General features: G+C 62.9%; 15 protein-coding genes, 4 tRNA genes and 9 pseudogenes. 18 read left to right on the forward strand and 10 right to left on the reverse strand.

What is annotated here, in order from left to right; genetic code table 11:
• Positions 1-309 precede the first annotated feature (309 nt).
• From IPK20_25870 to IPK20_25890, 5 genes and pseudogenes are all read left to right on the forward strand, one after another.
• Positions 310-1,017: pseudogene (locus tag IPK20_25870) on the forward strand (response regulator transcription factor).
• Positions 1,014-2,508, forward strand: a pseudogene (locus tag IPK20_25875) (HAMP domain-containing histidine kinase). The pseudogenes IPK20_25870 and IPK20_25875 overlap by 4 nt, the downstream one beginning before the upstream one ends.
• Positions 2,509-3,112: 604 nt before the next feature.
• On the forward strand, positions 3,113-3,349 hold the full coding sequence (locus IPK20_25880) for a hypothetical protein (GenBank protein MBK8019775.1): 237 nt from the start codon (positions 3,113-3,115) through the stop codon (positions 3,347-3,349).
• A 45-nt stretch (positions 3,350-3,394) separates the two neighbouring features.
• Complete coding sequence (locus IPK20_25885) at positions 3,395-3,598, forward strand: hypothetical protein (protein MBK8019776.1); 204 nt, start codon at positions 3,395-3,397, stop codon at positions 3,596-3,598.
• Positions 3,550-3,978 carry a hypothetical protein gene (locus tag IPK20_25890; GenBank protein MBK8019777.1) on the forward strand — a complete coding sequence of 143 codons (429 nt, stop codon included), beginning with the start codon at positions 3,550-3,552 and terminating at the stop codon, positions 3,976-3,978. Before IPK20_25885 ends, IPK20_25890 begins: the two co-directional genes overlap by 49 nt.
• Here IPK20_25890 and IPK20_25895 read toward each other — a convergent pair.
• A pseudogene (locus IPK20_25895) lies at positions 3,877-4,721 on the reverse strand (SDR family oxidoreductase). The gene IPK20_25890 and the pseudogene IPK20_25895 overlap by 102 nt on opposite strands.
• 625 nt (positions 4,722-5,346) lie before the next feature.
• On the opposite strand from IPK20_25895, the gene IPK20_25900 reads away from it, so the two are divergent.
• A complete protein-coding gene (locus tag IPK20_25900) occupies positions 5,347-5,649 on the forward strand; it encodes a PEP-CTERM sorting domain-containing protein (GenBank protein MBK8019778.1) in 303 nt (100 codons plus the stop codon).
• 190 nt (positions 5,650-5,839) lie between these two features.
• Here IPK20_25900 and IPK20_25905 read toward each other — a convergent pair.
• Positions 5,840-6,070 (reverse strand): annotated as a pseudogene (locus IPK20_25905) (transcriptional regulator).
• 419 nt (positions 6,071-6,489) lie between these two features.
• Between IPK20_25905 and IPK20_25910 the strand changes: the two are divergent.
• The 11 genes and pseudogenes from IPK20_25910 (at position 6,490) to raiA (ending at position 13,292) form a co-directional block, all read left to right on the forward strand.
• Positions 6,490-6,566 (forward strand) — tRNA-Pro (locus IPK20_25910).
• A 43-nt stretch (positions 6,567-6,609) separates the two neighbouring features.
• Positions 6,610-6,682, forward strand: a tRNA-Arg gene (locus tag IPK20_25915).
• Between the two features lie 82 nt (positions 6,683-6,764).
• A tRNA-His gene (locus tag IPK20_25920) sits at positions 6,765-6,839 on the forward strand.
• A 71-nt stretch (positions 6,840-6,910) separates the two neighbouring features.
• Positions 6,911-8,802 (forward strand): annotated as a pseudogene (locus IPK20_25925) (ATP-binding cassette domain-containing protein).
• A gap of 73 nt (positions 8,803-8,875) precedes the next feature.
• Positions 8,876-9,764 (forward strand): annotated as a pseudogene (gene htpX, locus IPK20_25930) (protease HtpX).
• Positions 9,765-9,922: 158 nt separating this feature from the next.
• Complete coding sequence (locus IPK20_25935; protein MBK8019779.1) at positions 9,923-10,321, forward strand: hypothetical protein; 399 nt, start codon at positions 9,923-9,925, stop codon at positions 10,319-10,321.
• A 151-nt stretch (positions 10,322-10,472) separates the two neighbouring features.
• Positions 10,473-10,997, forward strand: a complete 525-nt coding sequence (locus IPK20_25940) for an AI-2E family transporter (protein MBK8019780.1) — start codon at positions 10,473-10,475, stop codon at positions 10,995-10,997.
• A gap of 18 nt (positions 10,998-11,015) precedes the next feature.
• Entirely contained in the window at positions 11,016-11,207 is a 192-nt protein-coding gene (locus tag IPK20_25945; GenBank protein ID MBK8019781.1) for a YjfB family protein, read from the forward strand.
• Between the two features lie 93 nt (positions 11,208-11,300).
• Positions 11,301-11,747, forward strand: a pseudogene (locus IPK20_25950) (MaoC family dehydratase).
• Positions 11,748-11,781: 34 nt separating this feature from the next.
• A pseudogene (locus IPK20_25955) lies at positions 11,782-12,547 on the forward strand (SDR family oxidoreductase).
• A gap of 374 nt (positions 12,548-12,921) precedes the next feature.
• Positions 12,922-13,292 (forward strand): annotated as a pseudogene (gene raiA / locus IPK20_25960) (ribosome-associated translation inhibitor RaiA).
• 30 nt (positions 13,293-13,322) lie between these two features.
• Here the strand turns inward: raiA and IPK20_25965 are convergent.
• From IPK20_25965 to IPK20_25975, 3 genes are all read right to left on the reverse strand, one after another.
• Positions 13,323-13,853, reverse strand: a complete 531-nt coding sequence (locus IPK20_25965) for a DUF1566 domain-containing protein (protein ID MBK8019782.1) — start codon at positions 13,851-13,853, stop codon at positions 13,323-13,325.
• A complete protein-coding gene (locus IPK20_25970) occupies positions 13,853-14,350 on the reverse strand; it encodes a DUF1566 domain-containing protein (GenBank protein ID MBK8019783.1) in 498 nt (165 codons plus the stop codon). Before IPK20_25970 ends, IPK20_25965 begins: the two co-directional genes overlap by 1 nt.
• Positions 14,351-14,430: 80 nt before the next feature.
• Positions 14,431-14,856, reverse strand: a complete 426-nt coding sequence (locus tag IPK20_25975) for a HupE/UreJ family protein (protein ID MBK8019784.1) — start codon at positions 14,854-14,856, stop codon at positions 14,431-14,433.
• On the opposite strand from IPK20_25975, the gene IPK20_25980 reads away from it, so the two are divergent.
• The gene (locus IPK20_25980) at positions 14,837-15,004 is read left to right on the forward strand and encodes a hypothetical protein (GenBank protein ID MBK8019785.1); all 168 of its coding nucleotides are present in this window, start codon (positions 14,837-14,839) and stop codon (positions 15,002-15,004) included. The two genes, IPK20_25975 and IPK20_25980, sit on opposite strands and share 20 nt — an antisense overlap.
• Before the next feature lie 55 nt (positions 15,005-15,059).
• On the opposite strand, the gene IPK20_25985 is transcribed toward IPK20_25980, so the two are convergent.
• From IPK20_25985 to IPK20_26005, 5 genes are all read right to left on the reverse strand, one after another.
• On the reverse strand, positions 15,060-15,590 hold the full coding sequence (locus IPK20_25985; GenBank protein ID MBK8019786.1) for a hypothetical protein: 531 nt from the start codon (positions 15,588-15,590) through the stop codon (positions 15,060-15,062).
• Positions 15,591-15,776: 186 nt separating this feature from the next.
• Entirely contained in the window at positions 15,777-16,925 is a 1,149-nt protein-coding gene (locus IPK20_25990) for a PEP-CTERM sorting domain-containing protein (protein MBK8019787.1), read from the reverse strand.
• A gap of 41 nt (positions 16,926-16,966) precedes the next feature.
• Positions 16,967-19,387 (reverse strand): phosphohydrolase, encoded by a 2,421-nt coding sequence (locus IPK20_25995; protein ID MBK8019788.1) that lies wholly within the window; start codon positions 19,385-19,387, stop codon positions 16,967-16,969.
• A 1,303-nt stretch (positions 19,388-20,690) separates the two neighbouring features.
• Complete coding sequence (locus IPK20_26000) at positions 20,691-21,464, reverse strand: alpha/beta fold hydrolase (GenBank protein MBK8019789.1); 774 nt, start codon at positions 21,462-21,464, stop codon at positions 20,691-20,693.
• Between the two features lie 82 nt (positions 21,465-21,546).
• Positions 21,547-21,622 (reverse strand) — tRNA-Arg (locus IPK20_26005).
• Positions 21,623-21,689 lie beyond the last annotated feature (67 nt).

The following is a 21,689-nucleotide window of genomic DNA, read 5'->3' on the forward strand; positions in this document are numbered from 1 at the left end:
CGACGCTGCCCGCCGGTGTCAGGTTCTCCACGGTGATGGTCACCATGACTTGCGCGGCGCTGCGCCACCTGCAAGTCCGGAGCACGCCGACGAAGGTTGCGAGAGGTCTGGCCACCCTTGTACTGATCATTCGGGTATCTCCTTTTCGACAGTCATGACGAGCGTGGCACGAGGACCTGGGACAATCGGGATCCAGCCCATGGTGCGCAGGACACGGTCACGGAGTCCCACCGGAAGTTCACGGCTGCGTGAGGTCTTCGAACCTGAAGTGGTCAAACTGAATGCGTGGAGCCCGCAGGCACACGAGGCGTGACGACCCAGAACCTGCTGCTCGTCGAGGACGACGACGCCATTGCGGAGGTGGTGGCACCGCACCCTTCAACCAGGCCGGTTTTTCCGTCCATCGGGAAAGCGATGGCAGAAATGCCATGGAAGCCAAGGGTCGCCAAGTTGCCCGACCCCGTCGTGCTGGATCTCATGCTGGGTGCGGATGGGCTGGACGCGTCGCCACATCCGGGAGCGAGCCGACTACGTGCCCTGATCATCGTGAGCGCACGGGACCAGCGAGACTCACCGTGTGCTGGACTCGAACTGGGCGCCGACGACTACTTGCCCAAGCCATTCTCGGTGCTGGAACGGTGGCCCGGGTTCGGGCGCTGTTGCGCCGGGCAGCGAAACTGCGCCGTGCCGACGCGGCGCCGGCGGAACTTCGCTTCGGCGGGTGCGTGCTCGATCCGGTCCGGCGAGAATTGAGGCGCGGGGAACAGGTGGTGACACTCACGTTGCGGGAGTTCGATCTGCTCCACTTCCTGGCACGTCATCCGCGGCAGATCTTCAGCCGGACCGATCTGCTCAATCGCGTGTGGGGTACCGGATCTGACGGGTATGAACACACGGTCAACTCTCCACATCAATCGCCTGCGCAGCAAGATAGAGGAGGACCCGCAGGCGCCCAGGCTCATCGAGACTGTCTGGGGCATGGGCCATCGTTTCGGCGACAGGGTGACGTCGAAGTGACGCTGTCACTCTCCCATCGGATCGTCGTGGCATTTGCGGGGCTGCTGCTCGGTTTCAGCTTGTTCGTGGCGTTCCTGGAGCACCACGTGACGGTCGAGCACGAGCGCGAGACGCTCCAGCGCCTGTCGCACGGACTTGCACGGCACATCGTCGAGCACTGGCCGGAGGTCACGAAGCCCGTGGATGGAGCCCTCGATCGGGCCGCGCTCGATTCCCTCCTGCACATGCTGATGACCGTCAACCCGGCCATCGACGTCTACGTGCTGGACCAGGACGGGCGCGTCCGCGCCTACCTTGGCGATCCCGGTGACGTGCGGGAGGCCCAGGTGAACATGCAGGCAGTGCGGCGTTTCCTGTCCGACGAAAGCCTGCCGATACCCGGTTCGGACCCCAAGGCGCCCGGCAGACCCAAGATATTCAGCGCAGCCATGTTCCCCTCGGTGTCCGGTAGTCCGCCCGGGTATCTTTATGTGGTTCTCAACGGGCAGGCCCGCATGCACGCGGAGGGCAACGTGGGCTCGCGGCGTTTGTGGGCATCCATCGCAGTGGGCATTGGCGCCGGACTCGCGCTCACCCTGATCGTGGGTCTCATGGCTGTTCGATCCCTCACGCGGCCGCTGCGTCAGCTCGCTCTGAGAATGCAGTCTTTTTCGTGTCGACCGATCGAATCCTGACGACGGTGCCGTGTCTGCCGCCGTATCCGGAGACGAAGTCGCGGCGATCGGGCGATCATTCGAGACGATGGCGCTAAGAATCGAGACGCAGGCGAAGGACCAGGCAGCCCAGCAGGCGGCACACCGGGAGGTGATCGCCAATGTAGCGCACGACTTGCGTACGCCACTCACCGCGCTTCACGGTTATCTCGAGGCGCTGCAACAGCGCGGTGTCGCCATCGAGCCGGAGGAGAGGCGCCGCTACGTCGCTGCAGCCATTGCGCAGAGTGACAAGGTGCGGCGCATGTCTCAACAACTGTTCGAGCTTGCGCGCCTCCAATCCACGGACGAGATCATGCAGCGGGACCGATTCCGTCTCGATGAACTCGTCCACGACACGGTACAGAAATTCGAGCTTTCCGCGCGACCGTCTCCCGTCGCCCTGCTCGGCTCGCCGCCGGGTCCCATCGACATGGAAGGCGATCTGCAACTCATAGACCGCGCACTGACGAATCTGATCGACAACGCCATACGTCATGGAGCCGGGCAGAGACCTGTAAGAGTGAGCCTCACGCACAGAGGGCAGGGCGTGACGGTACTGGTGGAAGACGACGGGCCCGGGATTGCCGGGAGAGATTTCCAGTCGCCTCGATGCCGGCCGGCCCCTGCGCGAATCGCCGCCTTCACGGCCAGGCGGCGGGTTCGGCGGTCTGGGCCTGGCCATCACGCAGAGAATCGCCTGGCTGCATGGGGGCAGTCTGCGCACATCGCCGGCGCCGCGTGGGGGACGCGTCTGTGTCTCGCGCTTCCGCTGGTCGCCAAGGCTGCCCGGGCATAGCAGGGCGGCTCCCGGCCCTCGGAACTTCGGACCTGCAAGATATCTTTCGTGCACGACGGCAGGGTGAAGTGGAATTCGGGTTCTTCGCTTGCAGGTCGCCACGGTTTGTCACCGATCGCTGCCGACTATTGACGTTTGCTGTTGCTGCGGCGGTCTTCGATCGGCATCATTCCCGCGATGTCGTGTTCCGTCGGCATGACCTGGTGGAGGCGACTTCCCGCTTACCTGGATCGGGAGACAGCCATGCCCATGTACTGGCCCCTGAAGTACTGGAAGACGGCGGACCGCGAGAGGCCATCGACCATATCAATGCACTGCGGAAACTCATCGCGCGAACTGTCCCCGGGCGGACCGCCACCGACACCCTGCTGCTTGCAACGTGGAACGTGCGCGACTTCGACTCCGACAAGTTCGGTCAGGGGCCAAGACTCGCGGAATCGCTCCACTACATCGCCGAGGTCGTATCGGCTTTCGACCTCGTCGCAATGCAGGAGGTCAACGAGGATATGCGGCCATTCGAGAAGGTGATGAACCTGCTCGGGCCTGCGTGGCGGTACGTGGCGACGGATGTCACCGAAGGGCCGTCCGGAAACGGCGTGAGCGCATGGTGTTCCTGTTCGACGAGACCAAGGTGCAGTTCAAGCACATTGCCGGCGAGATCGTGTTGCCGAAATCGTCGCTGGTCGGAGGCGAGCACCAGTTTGCGAGAGCCCGTTCCTTGTGCGGTTTCAGTCCGGATGGTTCAAGTTCAATCTCTGCACGGTTCATGTACTACGGTGACGACCCGGGGACGGCTATGCGCGGCGGGTCGCGGAAATCGACGCGGTCGCCAAGTTCCTGAAGAAGGGCTGACAAGGATGGTCAGAACTACATCCTCCTTGGCGACATGAACGTCGTGAGCCCCGAGGACGATACGATGAAGGCGCTTCGCAAGCACAAGTTCATCCTGCCAGCTGACCTCACCTTGGACAGCAACGCACTGCGGTGGGCGAGCAACATCGGCGGTGACAAGAACTACGACCAGATCGCGTTCCTGGTTTCGTGGGACGAACTGAACTGGGCCCGAGCGCGAACAACGCGGGAGTGCTGAACTACTACAAGGCCGTGTTCACGGAGGACGAGGCCGAGGCTTGCCTTTCCACTCAGGAAGCCAATGGAAAGTGGCCGGATACAGTGGCCAAACGCAAGACCTATTACTCGAAGGAATGGAGGACATGGCAGATGTCCGACCATCTGCCGTTGTTCATCGAACTGCGGATCGACTTCACGGAAAAGTATCTGAAGCGGATCCGCATGGGCGAACAGCCCGTGAATTCACCCGACGCCCGATGCCGTGGACGATTGAGGTCCTTCTGCGCCAAGGCGGCATCAAGCCATGTCCAGTTCTGGCGGCTCGAACCAGTTCATGAGCGACAGACCGCCGTCAACGACAATGGAGGAACCGGTGACATAGCCGGACACGCGGTCTGACAGCAAAGCGAGCGCCATGGGGGTGCGAGGTCCGCGGCGCCGCCCAGACGTCCGGAGCGGTATGTGTCGAGCCATATCCGGGTCTGCGACGAAGCCGCCCGCCGCGATGGCACCCGGCACGAGGGCATTCACGCGAATACTGAAGCGGCCCAGTGTCTTGGCGAGTTCCTTCACCAGCATCGAAAGTGCGGCCTTTGAGGTGCTAGTGAGGCAGGTTGCGGGGTGTTCCTGCATGAAGCGATGTCAGGAACAGAAAGGACCCCGGTCTCTTCTGTGCGATGAGCGACCGTGCCAGGCCTCGCGACAATTCGAACCCGCATCGACGTTCACCTCACGCATTTCTGTCCACGTATCGTCGCTCACGGAAAACGCATGGTCGGCCTCTCGCCTGGGCGGCGAGGCGCTGAACGAAATGCGTGATCGTGCCCAGCGTGGCGGGAGCATCGGCGAGCAATCGGGAACGCTCGTCGCGACGGGCCAGATCGCCGATCCAGGCCAAGGCGAGTTCCGGGCGGGGGTGCCTGGGCCATGGCCGCCGCGACGCGCTCGGCACTGATGTCGGCGAACATGGTGCGCACGCCTTCGCGCACGAGCGCTTGAGCAATCGCCCGACCGATTCCGTTTCCTGCCCCGGTCACGGTGGCAACATCGTGCTCGCAATCGAATGGACTGCCGAGAATGCTCTGGGGTGGTTCGCGACGGTGAAGGGGTCCGTGTGACTGGAGCGAATCCGCACGAAACAATACTGGGCGGTGTACTGCGACTGGCGCGAAGGTTATTCCAGGATCGGCGGGATGAACAATCCGGGCATGGATCTTCCGGACACGGAAGGCGGATTCCGGTGTGTCGAGAGCATTGTCGGGGAGCCTGACAGCCGCCTGCAAAGGAAGGATGAAATATTCAATTTATCAAGATAATAGAGTGGTGGAATGGGCATTGCAACGCGGCATTTCGTGAGAGGTCCTCACCCATTTGCCGGGAGTTCCAATGAAGAAGTTGATCGCCGCGCTGGCCCTGCCGCCACCGCATCCGCCGCCCATGCCGTCGTTCCTGTCATTGTCTCGTCGTCCTCCATCTCGGGAACAATGACGAACGATGCAAGCCTCATCCACGATGGCGTGATTCCCGATGAGTACACCTCCTGGCTCGACGCGATGAATGTCCATTGGGAGGGCCAGGATGCGATCACCCTGGGAGACAGTGCGGCAGCAGCAATCACGCTCTCGTTCGACCAGGTCTACACGTTGAGCGATGTGCGGATGAGCGTGGACAACAACGACTTCTACCGCGTGCAGATCTCTCTGGGATGGAACGAACTGGAACACGCTGTTCACCGTCCTGTCCTTCGATGGGGAAGTGATCAGTGGCATGGACACGATGTCCAGCGTTGCAGGGGACGGCGAGTACGTCGCTTCCATCGACTTTCCCGCAGTCCAAGCCAAGTTTGCCCGCGTCTATGCGGTGACGGGCGATGGCGCGTATGCCGTGGCGGAGATGCAGTTCAGTGGCACGCCGGTGCCGGTGCCGGAGCCCAGCCAGTACGCGCTCCTGGGTGTCGGTCTGGTGGGTGTCGGACTGAGGTTGCGCAAAAGGTTGCACACGCTGAAGGTTGCCTCATGGGCAGACACTGGGGCTGCATCCGCGGCCCTGTGCTTTTGTTCAGCATGGTGATGTTCATACCGTTCAGTAATTCGACTGACGCAACGAAAACGGCTCCTGGAAGGAGCCGTTTTTCGTTTCATCCGCCGCGTCGAGAGGGGCGGCGGAGTGGCCGGGAGATCAGGCACGCGCGGCCATCGGGGCGCCGGGCCGAGATGGCGCTGGCGCGCGGAATGCGCGTTCCGTTGCCGTTCGCTTGCGTCTTGAGGCGGCGATAAAGTTCCGGCTTGGAGGCCTTCAGATAGGAGATGACCTCGTAGTCGGCGCGGCTCAGGCGCGAGATGTCAATTCGGTCGACATGTACCAGGCGAAGCAATTGAAGAACAGGCTTGGGCATGCTGCGACCGCTTTCGTAACGGGAGCCGCCACTTTGCGTCACACCGATCATCCCCCAGAACTGCTGCTGATTGAGCCCGAGGAGCCGGCGACGGATCTCGCGCGGATTGGGACAGTTTGTCTTGCGTCTTCATACGTTCCTCGTTACGAAAGAATCACATCCGTCGGCAGGGTGCTTTCCATGAGATCGCATCGACAGCAACCAGAGACACCGCACTTCGCGATTCCGGTGACGCTGCATACGGCCCTTGACATATCCCTTTGTCATGGCACAAGAGTTCTTCCACAGGGCCATGCTCCATATCGGGACACGTTGCCATCGGAACGACCGCCTCCTGCCACTTCGACGAGTCCAACTTGCAACGGGCATTCCAGTCGGAACGCAGTCAACTATGCCAAGTTGACGATGGACTATTCGGGCGCGTTCTACGCCGTGCACGGCATGCCGCGGGCCCGCCGCAGAAGGGGGGTTGGTTTGACCCGTTGTCTGGCGTGGCGCTATAGTCCGCGTCCCGTCGGGGTGTAGCGCAGTCCGGTAGCGCGCCTGCTTTGGGAGCAGGATGTCGCAGGTTCGAATCCTGTCTCCCCGACCAACCGGTTCCGGGTGCCCTCGACCGAGGGCATTTCCGGGCACCGGCGCCCGTAGCTCAATCGGATAGAGCACCGGCCCTTCTAAGCCGGGGTTGGGGGTTCGATCCCTCCGGGCGTGCTATCACCTGGACGTTTACGCGGATCAGGGATTTTGTTCATACTCCCGGCCCTCGGCGCGTTGCCTAAGCGTTCGACCGATGGTGGCGGTAGCTCAGTTGGTAGAGTCCCGGATTGTGATTCCGGTCGTCGGGGTTCGAGTCCCATCCGCCACCCCAACCCTTCCCTGGCCGTTGGCCCTGCGCAGCCTCTCCGCGCAGGGACCATCCGATGAGTCCGCCTCAGCAATCTGTCGCACCGACGCGGGCGCCAAACTCGCGGGGTGCTCGACGGAGCCTCCGCCGGCATTCATCCCGGGCAGCGCGTCGGCGTCGTCGGCCCCAACGGGTGCGGGAAGTCCAGCCTGTTCTCGCTGATGCGGAGGGGCAACCTGAGCCCAGACGGGGGGAGACGTGCGGATCTTCCTTCGATCGTGGGTCATGGCGCACGTTGCTCAGGAAGTCACCGGTCTGAACCGCTGGGCGCTGGCCTTCGTGATCGACGGAGATGCCGAACTGCGTCAAATTGAAGCTGAAATGGTCGCCGCCGGTACGGACGGGCACCGCCTCGGCGAACTGCACGGGCACTTCGAGGATATCGGTGGTCACGGGGCTGTGGCGCGCGTCGGTGCTGCTCGACGGACTGGGTTTTTCGAGGCCGACGATTCCCGTCGAAGCGTCCGGGAATTCTCCGGCGGATGGCGGGTCAGGGTGCAGCTGGCCAAGGCGCTCATGTCCCGGTCGGATCTTCTGCTGCTTGATGAACCGACCAACCACCTCGATCTGGACGCGGTGTTCTGGCTCGAGAGCTGGCTGCGGAGCTACCCCGGGACGCTGCTGGTGATCTCCCATGACCGGGAGTTTCTCGACAGCGTCGTGCACGGCAATCTGCCACTTCGATCAAGGCCAGCGCCGGCTCTATCCGGGCGGCTATTCGGCCTTCGAGCGCACCCGCGCCGAAGTGCTCTCCCATCAGCAGGCGATGTACGAGCGCCAGCAGCGCGAGATCGCCCACCTGAGATCTTTCGTGGATCGCTTTCGTGCCAAGGCCACCAAGGCGAAACAGGCGCAGAGTCGTCTGAAGGCGCTCGACCGCATGGAGATCCTGGCGCAGGTCCAGGTGGCCACACCGTTCTCGTTCGAGTTCGCGGATCCGGGCGGTGCGGCCGATCCGCTGTTGCGGCTCGAACACGCCGTCGCGGGCTACGGCGATCACGGGGTGCTCTTCGACGTCGATCTGGTGATCCGTCCGGGAACGGCTGGGGCTGCTCGGCAGGAACGGGGCAGGCAAGTCGACGCTCGTGAAGCTCATCGCCGGAAGTCTTGACCCCATGGCAGGGTTGCGCGAACCGGGGCGCGATTTGCGCATCGGCTACTTTGCGCAGCACCAGCTCGATCAGTTGCGGGTGGACGACACGCCCCTGGGACATCTGCAGCGGATGGCGCCGCAGGTTCGCGAACAGGATCATCGCGACTTTCTCGGAACCTTCAATTTTCGGGGGGACGCCGCCGTGGCGATGGTGGGCCCCATGTCCGGAGGCGAGAAGGCCAGGCTCGCGCTGGCGCTGATCGCGTACCGGAAGCCGCACCTCTTGCTGCTCGACGAACCGACCAACCACCTCGACCTGGACATGCGCAATGCTCTGACCATCGCGCTGCAGTCCTTCGGTGGCGCGATGATTCTCGTATCGCATGACCGTTCGCTGCTTCGTTCTGCCGTGGACGAGTTGTGGCTCGTCGCGGGCGGCGCTGTGCGCCCCTTCGATGGTGACCTGGACGACTACCGGACATGGCTCGAATCGTCCCAGGCCGTGACAGGGAGCCGGCGCAGGGAGGCGGGACGGCCAATCGCAGGGACCAGCGGCGCCTGGAGGCGGAAGCCAGGCAGCGCCTGTCGGCGGTGCGAAAGCCTGTGGAGCAGCGGGTCCGGGTCGTGGAAGCCGAACTGCAGAAGGCCGAAGCGCGGCTGCGCCTGCCTTGAAACCCGCCTCGCAGCCCCGATATCTACAGCGTTGCGCAGAAGGCGGAATTGCAGCAATGCCTGCTGGAACAGGCAGCCTTGAAGCGTGATGCGGGACTGCTCGAGACGGAGTGGCTGGAACTGCAGGAGAAGCTGGAAGGCTTCGCGGCTCAGGCAGGATGAACGTCAGGGAACTTGTGCAGCAGGTGCCGCCCAACGCGCGGCTAAATTGACCTCGATGGAGGGTGGTGACTCAGTGAAACGGGTGTTCCTGTTCCTCGCCACGAACTTCGCCGTGGTGCTGTTGTTGTCGATGACGGCCCGGATCCTCGGTGTCGACCGCTGGCTGACGTCGAACGGTCTCAACCTGGGTGGATTGCTGGCTTTCGCAGCTCTTTCGGCTTCGGGGGTGCATTCATCTCGCTCGCCATGTCGAAGTGGATGGCCAAGCGGTCCACGGGCGCCATGGTCATCGAGAACCCGCGCGATCCCACCGAGCGATGGCTCGTGGAAACCGTTCGCCGTCAAGCCAGAAGGCAGGAATTGGCATGCCCGAGGTGGCGATCTATGAGCGCCCGACGTCAACGCGTTTGCAACCGGCATGAGCCGTAACAACGCGCTGGTGGCCGTGAGCACCGGGCTCTTGCGATCGATGTCGCCAGGAAGAAGCCGAAGCCGTGCTCGCGCACGAAGTGAGTCACGTGGCGAACGGAGACATGGTGACGCTCACGTTGATCCAGGGCGTCGTCAATACCTTCGTGATCTTCCTGTCGCGTGTGGTCGGTTACGTGGTGGACCGCGTCATTCTCAAGAACGAGCGCGGTCACGGAATCGGTTTCTTTCTGACCACGATGGTGGCGGAAATCGTGCTGGGGTTGCTCGCGAGCGTCATTGTCATGTGGTTCAGCCGCCAGCGCGAGTACCGTGCAGATGCCGGCGGCGCCTCGCTCGCCGGGCGCAACAAGATGATCGCGGCGCTGGAACGGCTCAAGCGCCTGCATGAGCCGACCTCGCTGCCGGACGGGATGCGTGCCTTCGGCATCTCCGGGGTGGCGGCGAAGGGGGCTCAAGGCAGCTTCTGCTGTCAGCATCCGCCGCTCGAACGCAGGATCGAGGCGTTGCGCGCGGCCAGGCAGGGTCGGTGATTCCCGAGCGGTAGCGTCACTGGAACGGGGGCTTCGGCCCCCCCGTTTTCGCTTGCGGGAACCGCGCTGACGGGAAGGCGTCGCCTTGCGGGGCCCGCGTGCTCGAGCGCAGCTTTTCGGGCATTCTCCTTCAGCCTGCCAACCCGCCGGGGAAACGATTGGACCGTATCGAACGCATCGTCCTGCTTGCCGCGCTCGTGCTGCTGGCCATTGCCTGTTTCGTGGTTCTCCGGCCGTTTCTGTCGGCCGTGCTGTGGGCAGGCATTCTTGCCCTGGCCACCTGGCCCATCTTCTGCCGCGTCCGTTCACAGCTCGGTGGGCGCAGCAACATCGCGGCCGGCGTCATGACGACCGTGTTCATTCTCGTGCTGGTATTGCCGCTGGCTCTGGGAGGAATCGCGATCGCTCAGCATGCGGACCCATGGATCATGACACGATCCGGGACTGGATGGAATCCGGTCTGCCGTTGCCTCCGGCCTGGGTGGAGGGCGTGCCCGTCGCAGGCCACTGGATGCACACAAAATGGCTTGCTGTGGCCACGGACAGCAGTGCCTTGACGCGGGAGTTGAAACCCTTGGTCGATCCCGCGAAACAGGTCGCCCTGGCTATCGGCCGGGGATTGGGCGAGGTGTCGTCACCTGGCCCTGAGTGCGATGATCCTGTTCTTCTTCTGGCGCGATGGAGACGTCCTCCGCGCGCGTGCGGACCATGGCGGAACGTATCGCGGGCAACAGGCCCTGCAACTCGCTGACGTTGCGCACGCCACCATTCGCCCGGGACGGTGTACGGGATTCTCGGTACCGCGCTCGCGCAGGGACTCTGGCTGCCATCGGTTTCGCCGTGTCCGGCGTGCCAGCGGCTGCGCTGCTGGGCGTGGCGACATTCTTCCTGTCGGTCGTTCCGTCGGGCCGCCGCTGGTCTGGGGACCCGCGGCAATCTGGCTCTCACTACCAGGGACAGCCGGGTGGGCAATCTTCCTGGTCATCTGGGGGCGTCGCCGTGGTGAGCAGTATCGACAATTTTCTCAAGCCGCTGCTCATCAGCCGCGGATCCAACCTGCCCTTCATCCTCGTGCTGATCGGTGTGCTCGGCGGGGTGCTCGCCTTCGGTTTCGTCGGCGTGTTTCTCGGGCCGACGCTGCTGGCGGTGGCCTACCGATTGATCGATGAATGGACGGCGCAGCGCGCGTTCGACGCTCAAGTACCGGCTGCCGATGCCGACATAGGTCCGTAGCCTGTCCGGAGCCGGAACATGGAATCCATCAGTGCATTGTCATCCGCCTTGAGCCAGATCCAGACCGAGGCCAAGGTTCAGACCGCCGTCTTCAGGAAGTCACTCGACGCCGAAGCAGGCGCCGCTGCGGGTCTGATCCAGTTGATCGGTACTCCGCAACCTCTTGCCACCGAGGGGGCGCTCGGGACACGTCTCAACATCTACGGCTGAGCCTGGTTACGGTGCCCGCAGGAAGACCCCTGGGCGCTGTGAGATCATTGCGCGATTCACGGCCCGGTCGGCCGTTCTCGAAGGAAATCGCGCATGGAAGGTCCCACCAAGTCCGCCTCTGCGGCTGAACTCGCGGCCCTCACGGGTCAGGAGATCGGCACGTCGGAGTGGTTCACGCTCGATCAGAAGACGATCGAGCAGTTCGGCGAACTTACCCAAGATACGTACTTCATCCACATGGACCCTGAGCGGGCCAGGACGACCGCGTTCGGCGGAACCATCGCACACGGCTTCCTGACGCTTTCCATGCTTTCCTGCATGGCCTATCAGGTGTCCGTTCATCGAAGGCACGCGGAACGGCGTCAACTACGGGTTCAACCGGTTGCGCTTTGTCGCACCGGTGCCGAGCGGTGGACGGGTGCGTGGCCGGTTCCTGCTGCGCAATCTGGACGTGAAGTCCGACCGTTGGCAGGCCACGTGGGAGGTCTCCGTGGAGATCGAGAACGGCGCCAGCCGGCCATCGTCGCCGAATGGATCACGGCCGGACTTTTTGAACCTCGCGGGAGAGTGCGTCATGTCGCTATTCGATCTTTCGGGAAAAGTCGCCATCGTGACCGGTTCGTCGCGAGGCATCGGGCGGGCCATTGCGGAGCGCATGGCGGAGCAGGGGGGCGAACGTGGTCATCTCGTCGCGCAAGGAGGGTCCGTGCGTAGAGGTGGCCGATTCCATCAACCGGCGTTTCGGAGCCGGACGGGCGATATCACAACCCGCCAATATCTCGTCCAAGCCGGATCTGCAGGCGCTCGTCGACACGACGCGCGAACGATTCGGGCGCATCGATGTACTGGTCTGCAATGCGGCTTCCAATCCGTACTACGGTCCCTTGGGAGGAATCAGCGACGATCAGTTCCGCAAGGTGCTCGACAACAATGTGATCTCCAACCACTGGCTCATCCAGATGGTCGTGCCGGAGATGATCGAGCGCCGCGACGGCGCGATCATCATCGTCTCTTCCATCGGCGGTCTGCGGGGATCGGCAGTGATCGGCGCCTACAACATCTCCAAGGCGGCGGACTTCCAGCTGGCGCGCAATCTTGCTGTCGAGTACGGACCGCACAACGTCAGGATCAACTGCATCGCGCCGGGACTTATCAAGACCGACTTTGCCCGCGCGCTGTGGGAGAACCCCGATACGCTCGAGCACTACACGGCCACGACCCCGCTGCGCCGCATCGGTGAACCGGACGAGATTGCCGGCGTCGCGGTGCTGCTGGCCTCGAAGGCGGGGTCCTTCATGACCGGGCAGGGGATCGTCGTCGACGGTGGCGTGACCATCTGATCCTTGCGAGGGCGGAAGGTGCGGGGAGCCGCGAGTTCCGCAACAATGTCCCTGCCGTTCCAGCGTCGCGTGGCTTCGTTGCGGCTCCTGGTGCGTCCGTCGCGTTCATCGATGTTTCCGGGAAGGCTCTCGAGGGGGAACGATTCACGGCCGGACCGTGAACCCTCATGGTCCCGGATGGTACGGGGACGGGGCCTCCGGCAGACGGCGATACACTTGGATGACCGGGCGTGGACGGATGGGCCAGAGCGCCAATTGACGCTCATCAACATCCCTGTCACCGTCCACGGTCCAATTGGACGAGGTCGACGGGAAGCGCAGTAGGGAGGGTTGCGCCGCCCGGGTCCGCCGACACGAACAGGAGCAGATACACCGTGCAGAATCCGCTACAGATCACGTTCCGCGACATGGCGCACTCCGACGCGCTAGAAACTCATATCCGCGAGAAGGCCGCCAAGCTCGATGCGCATTTCGCCCATCTCACTTCGTGCCATGTGACGCTGGAACAGCCCCACAAGCACAAGCATCAGGGGAAGACTTTCCGCGTCCATATCAGCCTCCACGTTCCCGGAGAAGACATCGTGATCAACCGCCACGAGGACGAGGACGCCTACGTGGCCCTGAGGACGCCTTCGACGCCGCCAAGCGGCAACTGGAGGAATATGCGCGAAGGCTGCGCGGTGAGGTGAAGCATCACGACAGCGGGGCTCGCCCGGCAGGGGATGCAATCGACGCTGCCGAGTAATGCATGGACACGGAGTGTGGGGCGCTCCAGTTACTTGACAGCTTGCCGGCGGCGCACGAGTCGCACGGCCTTGGATTCGCTCTGATAGCAGCTGTCGTTGCCGTCGTCACCGCACGGGACGCCCCAGACCGCAGGTTCGCCCCGTGGGGTTGAGGCCCAGTACCAAGTCGGTGGAGCATCCGGGAAGGCTTCCGGATCCGCCGGCTGGGGTCCCTTGTCGTAGAGGGACTGCAATTCGTTTACGGTCGGCAATCGCCAGCGCGCCGACTGCAGTTGCCGGGCCTCTTCGTACCAGAGCTTCGTGGCAAGGCCTACGCAGCCAAGTCCCGTCGTCCAGCGCTGGCCCGCGCTGCAGCGTTTCCACGTTAGTCCCGTGTGTCGGTCAAGCACGATCTCGCCATCCGCCACGAACCGGCGCCTTCCGTCCGCCGTCACGGGCGCGTGGTCCTGGGGGTTCGCATGGGGGGAGGCGTCTGTCGAAGCGTGTGCCTTCCAGGGCAGATGCATGGCGCAGCACCACCCGGCCAGTATCAAGACCCAGAGCGGATGGCGCTGCCACATCAGGGCTTTCGTGAGTGCCCGGGTGGCCGTGGTCCGGCGTCCTTGGTCCAGGGCCCGGTACGTACGAATCGCACGGCGTCGCGATTCGTACGGGGTGGAAAGTAGTGGTTGGAGCGGCCGTTCTCGAACAAGACGTACCAGGCAGAGGAACGGTCGCGGTTGTCCGTGGCCCAGAAATAGACGGGGAACGTATCCGGGAAGGCCTGACTGTCGATCGTGGGCATGCGGTCCTTCATCACGATGGACATCAACTCGTCCAGTGTGGGAACGCGCCATCCCTTGGATTCCAGCGTCTTGGCCTCGTCGAACGTGATTCGTGCCGGTTCGCCATCGCAACGCTCGCCTGAGGGTGACCAGCGCTGCCCGAGCGCGCAGCGTTGCCACGTGAGATTCGTCTTCGGGTCGTAGACAAGGGGTCCGGAGGCGGCGAGCCGACCCTCTTGGATCGTGGCTTCGGCGGATGCAGACGGTACGTTGGCGCATGCGAGCGTGAACATCAGTACGCTCGCTACAAGAATGCGAGTGGCGATCCCTGCGATTCGTCGGGCGAGGGAAGCTTCAAGTGTGGAGGCCATGCTCAAAGCCGGGTAACGAGCAGTGCGGCACCGATGAGGGTGACTGCAGCGGAGACGGCGACGCTGAAATGACGGCCCCATCGCGCCCGGTCCCAGAGCAGTAGAGCGGGGAGTGTGACCGCGATGATTCCGATCTGCCCCAGTTCGACACCGGCATTGAAGTACAGCAGGGCACCGAGCAGGTCCTCGCGCAGACCCATCTCGCGAAGGACATAGCTGAAGCCCACACCATGAATGAGTCCGAACACGAATACAAGGCCGATTCTCCGCCAGTGCGCGCTGCGACGGGGGCGGGTTCCGGCATCTCTCGCGCGGTACAGCGCCAGCAAGTTCTCCACGCCGATGTAGACGATGGTCAAGGCAATCATCGGCTCCGTCCAATCGGGGTCCAGTCTCAGGATGCCGAGCGTGGATAACGCCATCGTCACGGCGTGCGCCACCGTGAACGCCGTGACCAGCGAGGAGTTCGCGGCCGCGCCGGGCCAGCATCACCAGTCCGACAATGAACAGCACGTGATCGAATCCGGCGAAGATGTGCTTGACGCCCAGAGAGACGAACCCTGGATCGACCTGTGAAAGCTGCAGCCTGCCGAGACTGGGCTGGACTTCCTGGATGCCGGGCACGGGGTTGTCAGGTGCTTGCGCGTCCAGAGAGAAGCGATGGTTGGGATCGCTGTCGAAGAACCCCGAGGCGAGGAACTCCCCATTGACGGAGCAGATCTGCAACGGGGATTGACAGCGTCGGCTGTTCGGCCGTGAATCGCATGCGCTGACGCTGGCCGGCCATGAAGACACGAACGAAGTTCTCGTGGTCAGGCCACTTCTCGAAGAAGAGCGAGTATCGGATCGACAGCTCGCGCATGCCGGCCGGACAAACGAACGTGAACTGGTACTGGTGGGACCCCACTGCTTCCAGAGTTCGGCTCAGCGCCTGTGAAAGAAGGCATCTTTCGCCGGACGCTTCGACCTGCCATCCGGCTTTCACCCGTTCCAGATACACGAAAGGCAGGGCGGACGATGGGCTTGCCTTTCCGGGGTCGCCCGCCAGTTCCAGCAGATTGTCCGCAGGCACCGAGTAGATGATCCGCACGCCGGTGGCCGCGATCTGAATCGACGTATCCGTGAACCCGGACACGTGCGCATGGGCAGTGGAACTCACCAAGGCAAAGAGCCACCACGCATGCGCTAACGTTCGATCCCAGGTGCGGCGTGGACTTGGACAACGACGGAATCGGAGTACCGCTCTCCCCATCGCGCGAGCCATCAGCAGTGCCAGCAAGCGACACGGTCCGGCACCCGTGAAGGCGCCGGACCGGGGGCATCCGAACCGGATCAACTTCAAGGTCGGCTACGCAATGCGACGGCGTCGGATTCCGAGTGCTGCGAGGCCCAGAGCCGCCAGCGCGAGAGTGGACGGTTCGGGGACCGGTGCCAGCGCGACCGATGTACGGCCGAATACGTCGATGCTCGCTCCTTGAGCCAGAATGAGGCCCTCGTTGAAATTTCCGGCCGCGTCCGAGCTGACCTGGATGAACGCTTGGCCTTCGGCGAGGACTTCGAAAGTGAGGGTGACCAAGGTGAAGTCTTCATCACCGGACACGGGCAGTCCCGGAAAGGAGGATCCGGCGACGTCCGTATCTTCAAAGAAGCTGCTGTCATCGTCGAAGCCTGCCGGCATCGAAACGTTCGTGAGCCGAAGCAGGGTGGGGTCGAAGTCGAGGTCGAAGCCGAACGCCAGCAGTTCTTCGGACTCCTCCGCACTCGCGAACGGTGAGAGGGCAACGACCGTCGTCGTGAACGTTGATCCGACCGAGGCGGCATTGGGAGCGGAGAGCATCGTATTGGCCTGCTTCAGGCTGAAAGACAGGCTGTCCGCGTATCCGTCGTTCGAACTGCCGCCGGTTCGGATGGCAGACAGGACGACTTCGGCAGACGTTGCTCCTGCGGGCACCCAGCCGTTGGCCTCCCGCAACAGCATCGCGGTGACTCCGCCTCGGTCCGTTGGGGTGACGGGCCCGATGGTCTTCGATCCCACGATCTGATTGGATGCATTCAGGAAGTTCACGTCGAGCGTCACATGGTCTTCCTGAGTCGCGTAGCCTCCGAGCCAGCCGGACAGCGCGTAATAGGCGCCTGCACCGTTGATCGACGACCCCGCGAAACCAAGATCGATGGTTTGCCGGCCGATGGAAGGTGTGCCATAGCCGCCCCCGAAGTGATTCGCACCGGGATCGGACGGTCCTGGATCGGTGAGACACGGATAGCCGCCCGGGCAACCGAGCGAGTAGTCGATCGCGGTCAGTTCCCCGGTCACGTTCCATCCGGGCAAGTTCGCCACGAAATTGCCATCTCCTCCGGCTGTCGCATCCGCGCCCGGGTTGACCAGCAAGTTCGTGTTCCATGCTGCCGAGACCAAGGGCGCTTGCGAGAGCAGGAGGGTACAGGCGAGTGCCTGCGGAATCGCGCGGCACAGGGCAGGAAAGCGGGTCAAGTTCATGGTCTCTCGTCTATGGTTGTGGTTGCCTGAGTGTCACGCGCTCACTGCTTCTTGTAGATCGCGTACCACAGCTTGTAGTCATTCTGCGTAATGCAGGCATCGGAATCGAAGTTGGCTGCAATCACGTACCGCGCGCTGCCGAAGCAGCTGCCCATGGCCGCGCGTTGCACATCCCGATCGAGAAGGTCGACCTTTCCATCGCCGTTGATGTCGCCCGGCTTGATGACCTTGAAACTCACCCGCGGAGCAGCCTCCGTGTAGGTGTCGTTCACGAAGAGCGCCACGTAGTAGCTGCCCGAAGGCAGTGCATCTGTGCTCCAGTTGCCGGACGAGCCCGACAGGTAAGTCCACCGCAGCGAGCCCGCCTGACCAGGCGTCTGTCCTGCCTTGTAGATGCCTACCCAATCCTTGGCGTTCCCGGGCATGTTGGCCCAGCTCACGGCAACTGCCTCCGTATCGAGATACTGAGTCTTGGAGATCGACAACGTCGGCTGGGGCGGTGGGAGTGTGGCATTGCCTACGGTGAACTCCACTCGGTTCGAGACTTCGGTGTACGAATCGTTGGTGAACAGCGCCATGAAGTAGCTGCCTTCGGGAAGGTCTTCGGTGACGCCGACCGTTCCAGTGGCCTTGCCATCCACGTAGTAGTACGTGACGAGCTTGTCCACGCCCGGAGTGGCTCCCAGTTTGAAAATGCCGATGTAGTCCTTGGGAATGCCGGGACCGCCGCTGAAGCCGATCGAATAATCCTGACCGGGGTCCAGCGAGGTGTCGGACATGGAAAGCGTCGCGATCCGATCGCCCACGGAGAAGGGAATGCGCTCGATGATCTCGAAGTAGCCGTCGTTGACGAAGAAGCTGGCGAAGTAGTATCCCTTGGTCAGGCCATCGAACGTGGCACTACCGGAAGTCGTCGGGGCATACTTCCACTTGGTGGCACCTACGGGCCCCGGCTCCTCGCCGACGCGATAGATGCCGATCCAGTCCGTGGTCTTGCCTGGAGCGCCGGCCCAATTGAACACGACCGATTCGCCTACGGCGAATGCCGGCTTGTTGATCTGCACTGTCGGGATGTTGCCCACGTAGAACGGCAGACGCGGCGCGATCTCGGTATAGCCGTCATTGGTGAAGAACGCCGCGTAGTACTCGTTGCCCGACGCCAGCCCGATGAAGCTCGCCTGACCGTTGGGACCGGTGACGTAAGCGTACTGTGTCGATCCTACTTGTCCGGGCGTCTGGCCCTTGCGATAGATGCCGATCCAGTCGAGCGGATTTCCCGTTCCATTGATGTACTTCACGACGACCGGTTCGGCCGGAAGGAACGCCTTCTTGTCGAGCGAGATGGCTGGGTTGCCGGAGGTGCTGCCTTTGACCGTGAACGCCTTCGTTTCCGACCACGCCGACCACTCCACGTTGGTGTCACGGTGGCGTGCGCGGATGTAATACGTGCCGTTCGGAAGTGCCATGGAAGCGACCTCGAACGACAGGATGTTGAGCCCGGCATTGATGTCAACCGGCTCGTACAGAGGGGCACCAGTGTCCCCGTAGAGGTTCTCGACGTCCCGCAGCTTGTCCACGATCAGGCTTTGGAACGACGCATCCCGCGCAATCTGGAACTGCGTACTGTTCAGTTGTTCGCCATGGCTGGAGGAGAACGCAGAGCTTTCGAACGCGTAGGGCAGGAAGACGGTGGCGGGTGAGGCGATGGTCCCCAGATTGTTCTGGATCTGCGGCTGCTGCGGGGCACCGGCGTTCAGTTTGCGGTGGAAGCTGTCAGTCTGGCGGCTCTGATACACGAAGCCCAGCTTGGGGTGCGCCTCGGAGAACGACCGCACGGTCATTTCGCGCGTTTCGTTGTCGATCTCGACCAACTGCCAGGTCCAGTTGGCGATCGTCTTCTGTACATCATCGAAGTCGCGCTCGGTCGACTGGCCCCAGAACTGGTCCCACGCCGTGCCGCCGGAGATCATGTGGTAAGTCGGGAAATCGCGAGTCTGACCGCGAGCGTACAAATGATGATGGCCCGCCACGTTCAATACGTGTTTGCGCGTGGAAGACAGGATCGGCATGATTTCGTTGCGCAGCCACGTGGAGATATCGCCGACGTACTGTTCTGCCTGATATGGGCGGTGGAGGACGCTGATGATCCAGTCCACTTCCGGATCGTCCTTGGCGGTATTGATTACCTGCTGGACCCAGGCTTTCTGGGAAGCGCTGGGGGCCTCGCTGTCCAGGTGGATGAACAGAACACGTCCGACGTGGTTGGCGTAGTAGCGCTCGTCGGGCCCGGCCACATGCGTCTTGTACGCGATCGTCCCGTGGAAGAAGTGTGCCTTCCAGTTGGTGAGTCCCGGATCGTAGTAGGTCTCGTGATTGCCCAGCGTGGTCTGGATGGGGACGTTCTTCGACATCGGCGAGGACTGCCAGAAATGCAGGTTCTCGTAGTGGTCCAATGTACCCACATCGACCTGGTCGCCGTCGTTGACGATCAGGTTCCAGCACCTCCTCGATGGGCTTGCCGTACTCTGCTTCCAGTTTGGCCCGGGCGGCGTTCATGAGCCGGAAATGACGATCCTGATCGCGGATCTGGTGGTCGCCCACGAAAAGGATCCTGAACTTCCCGGTGACCGTGCTGGACGCCGGTTCGGTCTTGAACCGGTAGACGGGAGAGGTCTGGGCACCGGATCGGATGCGGTACTGGTATACGGTGTCAGGCGACAGGCCGCTCAGCTTGACGCCGTGAAAGTAATAGTTCGAGGCAAGACTCTGCGCAGTCCCGGACGTTTGCTGATTGAGGGTGCCTCCGGCCGGGCCGTACTCGACGATGGACGTCGCAGCGGCCGCCGTTTTCCAGGTGACGTAGACGGAAGTGGAGGAGGCCGCCTGAAGGTAGGGCACCATGTCGGCGGCGAATGCAGCCGCCGAGATCCAGAGAAGAGCCACCGCGCCCGCCAGGCGAAACGCCCACTCCCGGCAAAGCATCTTGAGGGTCCCCATGCAAGCCTCCCACGATTTGATACCCGGAGTCTCCCAAGCGGCCGTTACACGGTAGTGAGCACGTTCAGAGAATTCGTAGTTCGATCAGATCAGTGGGCGAGCGGTCCCGGTTTCCGGACCAACGTCCCCTTCGCGGGAACACCGCCCTGGGGCTCGGCCGAATGCAGCGTCCATCCGGTCCCCTGAGTCCGGCCGGACCAAAGGCGAGAGGATCTGCTGACATTCGCTGGAAACGGGAGTGGTGCCAAATGAGCCCGTGGTCCGGTTCAGTCGCGCGGGATCTTCCTGCCGAGGGTTTTCTCGAGGACGTTTCTCGTTTCTTTCCCGATTCAGTCGTTGTGGCTCCCCCATGAAACAACTTGCTCATCAAACTTCGGGCGCGGCTCGCCGTGCTTCTCCGTATCCCACTCCGGCAATCCCGGATCGGTCGATCGAGTGGCTTCACCGGGTGCTCAGGACACAGGCAGCCATTTCGTGGTCCGTGGTCGTCGGGAGTGCAGCCGTCGTCATGCTGTCCGACCGGTTGAAGGACGGTCCGGAACGGCCATCGTCGCGCTCAGTGGAGTCGCGGCGTTCCTGTATTACGGCTGGCGCAGCAGGACAGCGTGGGAGACCTTCGAGTCGATCATGGCTGGGGCGACCGAAAAAGCGCGGCTGGCAGAAATGAAGGAGACCGGAACCGGGATGGCCGCAGGAACGCCCGGCGGCGGAGTGAACGACGAAAGAGTCATGGGCGGCCCCGAGCGATCCATTCTGTGAAGGCACCTATCAGTTCGTTGGTGCGGTCGGCGCCTCGGTCATCGGAAATGCCCGATCCCCGGAATCACTGCGATGCGGACATCCGGGATAGAGCGCGACAGCTCCTCGAGCCAGGGGTTGCGATTGCCCAGGTTCGAGAGACGAGCGCCTGGTCGAGGCGTCGAGATACGTGGACTGGATGACCAGGGTCGGTACGGCGATTGTCGGCAGCAGGGACCGGTATCTCGAGGCGTCCCATCGCACCAGGTCCAGCCAAAGAGAACGTGCGAACGCCGGATCCACACGCGGCAGTTGTTCGAGCACGGTGGACCGGACGCCCTCAGGTGTGTCGGCCACGAAGAACCCCTCGTACAACCTGCGCAGGAACTCGCCCATGCCGATGCGTCCGATGATCTCTTCGAACTGGGCCACCGCATCGTCCGGCGATGCTTGGGTGAGGAGGCTCCCGTCCACGTAAACGAGACCGCGTACACGAGCTGGAGAATGCGCGTACATTTCCGTGACCATCCGGCAACCCATGCTGTGTCCGATCAGCACGGCTTCATCGATGCGCAGCGAGTCGAGGCAGTCGTTGGCCGCGTTTGCCAGAGATCGCAGGGTCGGATCGGCCGGGCTTCGCGATCGCCCGTGACCGGGCAGGTCGAGCGCGATGCAACGATACCGCTCCGACAAGGCCTCGACCTGAGGCGCCCAGTCGGACGAACTGCAGGTGAAGCCGTGGATGAAGACAAGAACGGGCAGACCGTGTCCCCGGTCGATGCGATGCAAGGAGGTTCCGGTCACTTGTCCTCCGGAGACGGAAACGGCTGCGATGCGTCCAGCGTCCCGGCGGGACGGCGTGGCGAACATGCACAGTCCGTCGGATTGGCGCCCCGAACACGAATCGAACGTGCGACCTACCCCTTAGGAGGGGGTTGCTCTATCCACTGAGCTACCGGGGCGCGAGGCCGAGGGACACGTCGATTGAGCCATTTCCATCAAACACCTAGGTTGAAAAAAGGAAGGCCC

It is taken from the genome of Betaproteobacteria bacterium, assembly GCA_016713305.1.
GTDB lineage: Bacteria > Pseudomonadota > Gammaproteobacteria > Burkholderiales.

Coding starts and splice junctions, on each gene's coding strand:
- IPK20_25940 (MBK8019780.1), top strand. CDS start 10,473: ATGGCGGAACGTATCGCGGGCAACAGGCCCTGCAACTCGCTGACGTTG.
- IPK20_25990 (MBK8019787.1), bottom strand. CDS start 16,925: ATGAACTTGACCCGCTTTCCTGCCCTGTGCCGCGCGATTCCGCAGGCA.
- IPK20_25900 (MBK8019778.1), top strand. CDS start 5,347: ATGGACACGATGTCCAGCGTTGCAGGGGACGGCGAGTACGTCGCTTCC.
- IPK20_25885 (MBK8019776.1), top strand. CDS start 3,395: ATGAACGTCGTGAGCCCCGAGGACGATACGATGAAGGCGCTTCGCAAG.
- IPK20_25880 (MBK8019775.1), top strand. CDS start 3,113: ATGGTGTTCCTGTTCGACGAGACCAAGGTGCAGTTCAAGCACATTGCC.
- IPK20_25970 (MBK8019783.1), bottom strand. CDS start 14,350: ATGTTCACGCTCGCATGCGCCAACGTACCGTCTGCATCCGCCGAAGCC.
- IPK20_25945 (MBK8019781.1), top strand. CDS start 11,016: ATGGAATCCATCAGTGCATTGTCATCCGCCTTGAGCCAGATCCAGACC.
- IPK20_25965 (MBK8019782.1), bottom strand. CDS start 13,853: ATGTGGCAGCGCCATCCGCTCTGGGTCTTGATACTGGCCGGGTGGTGC.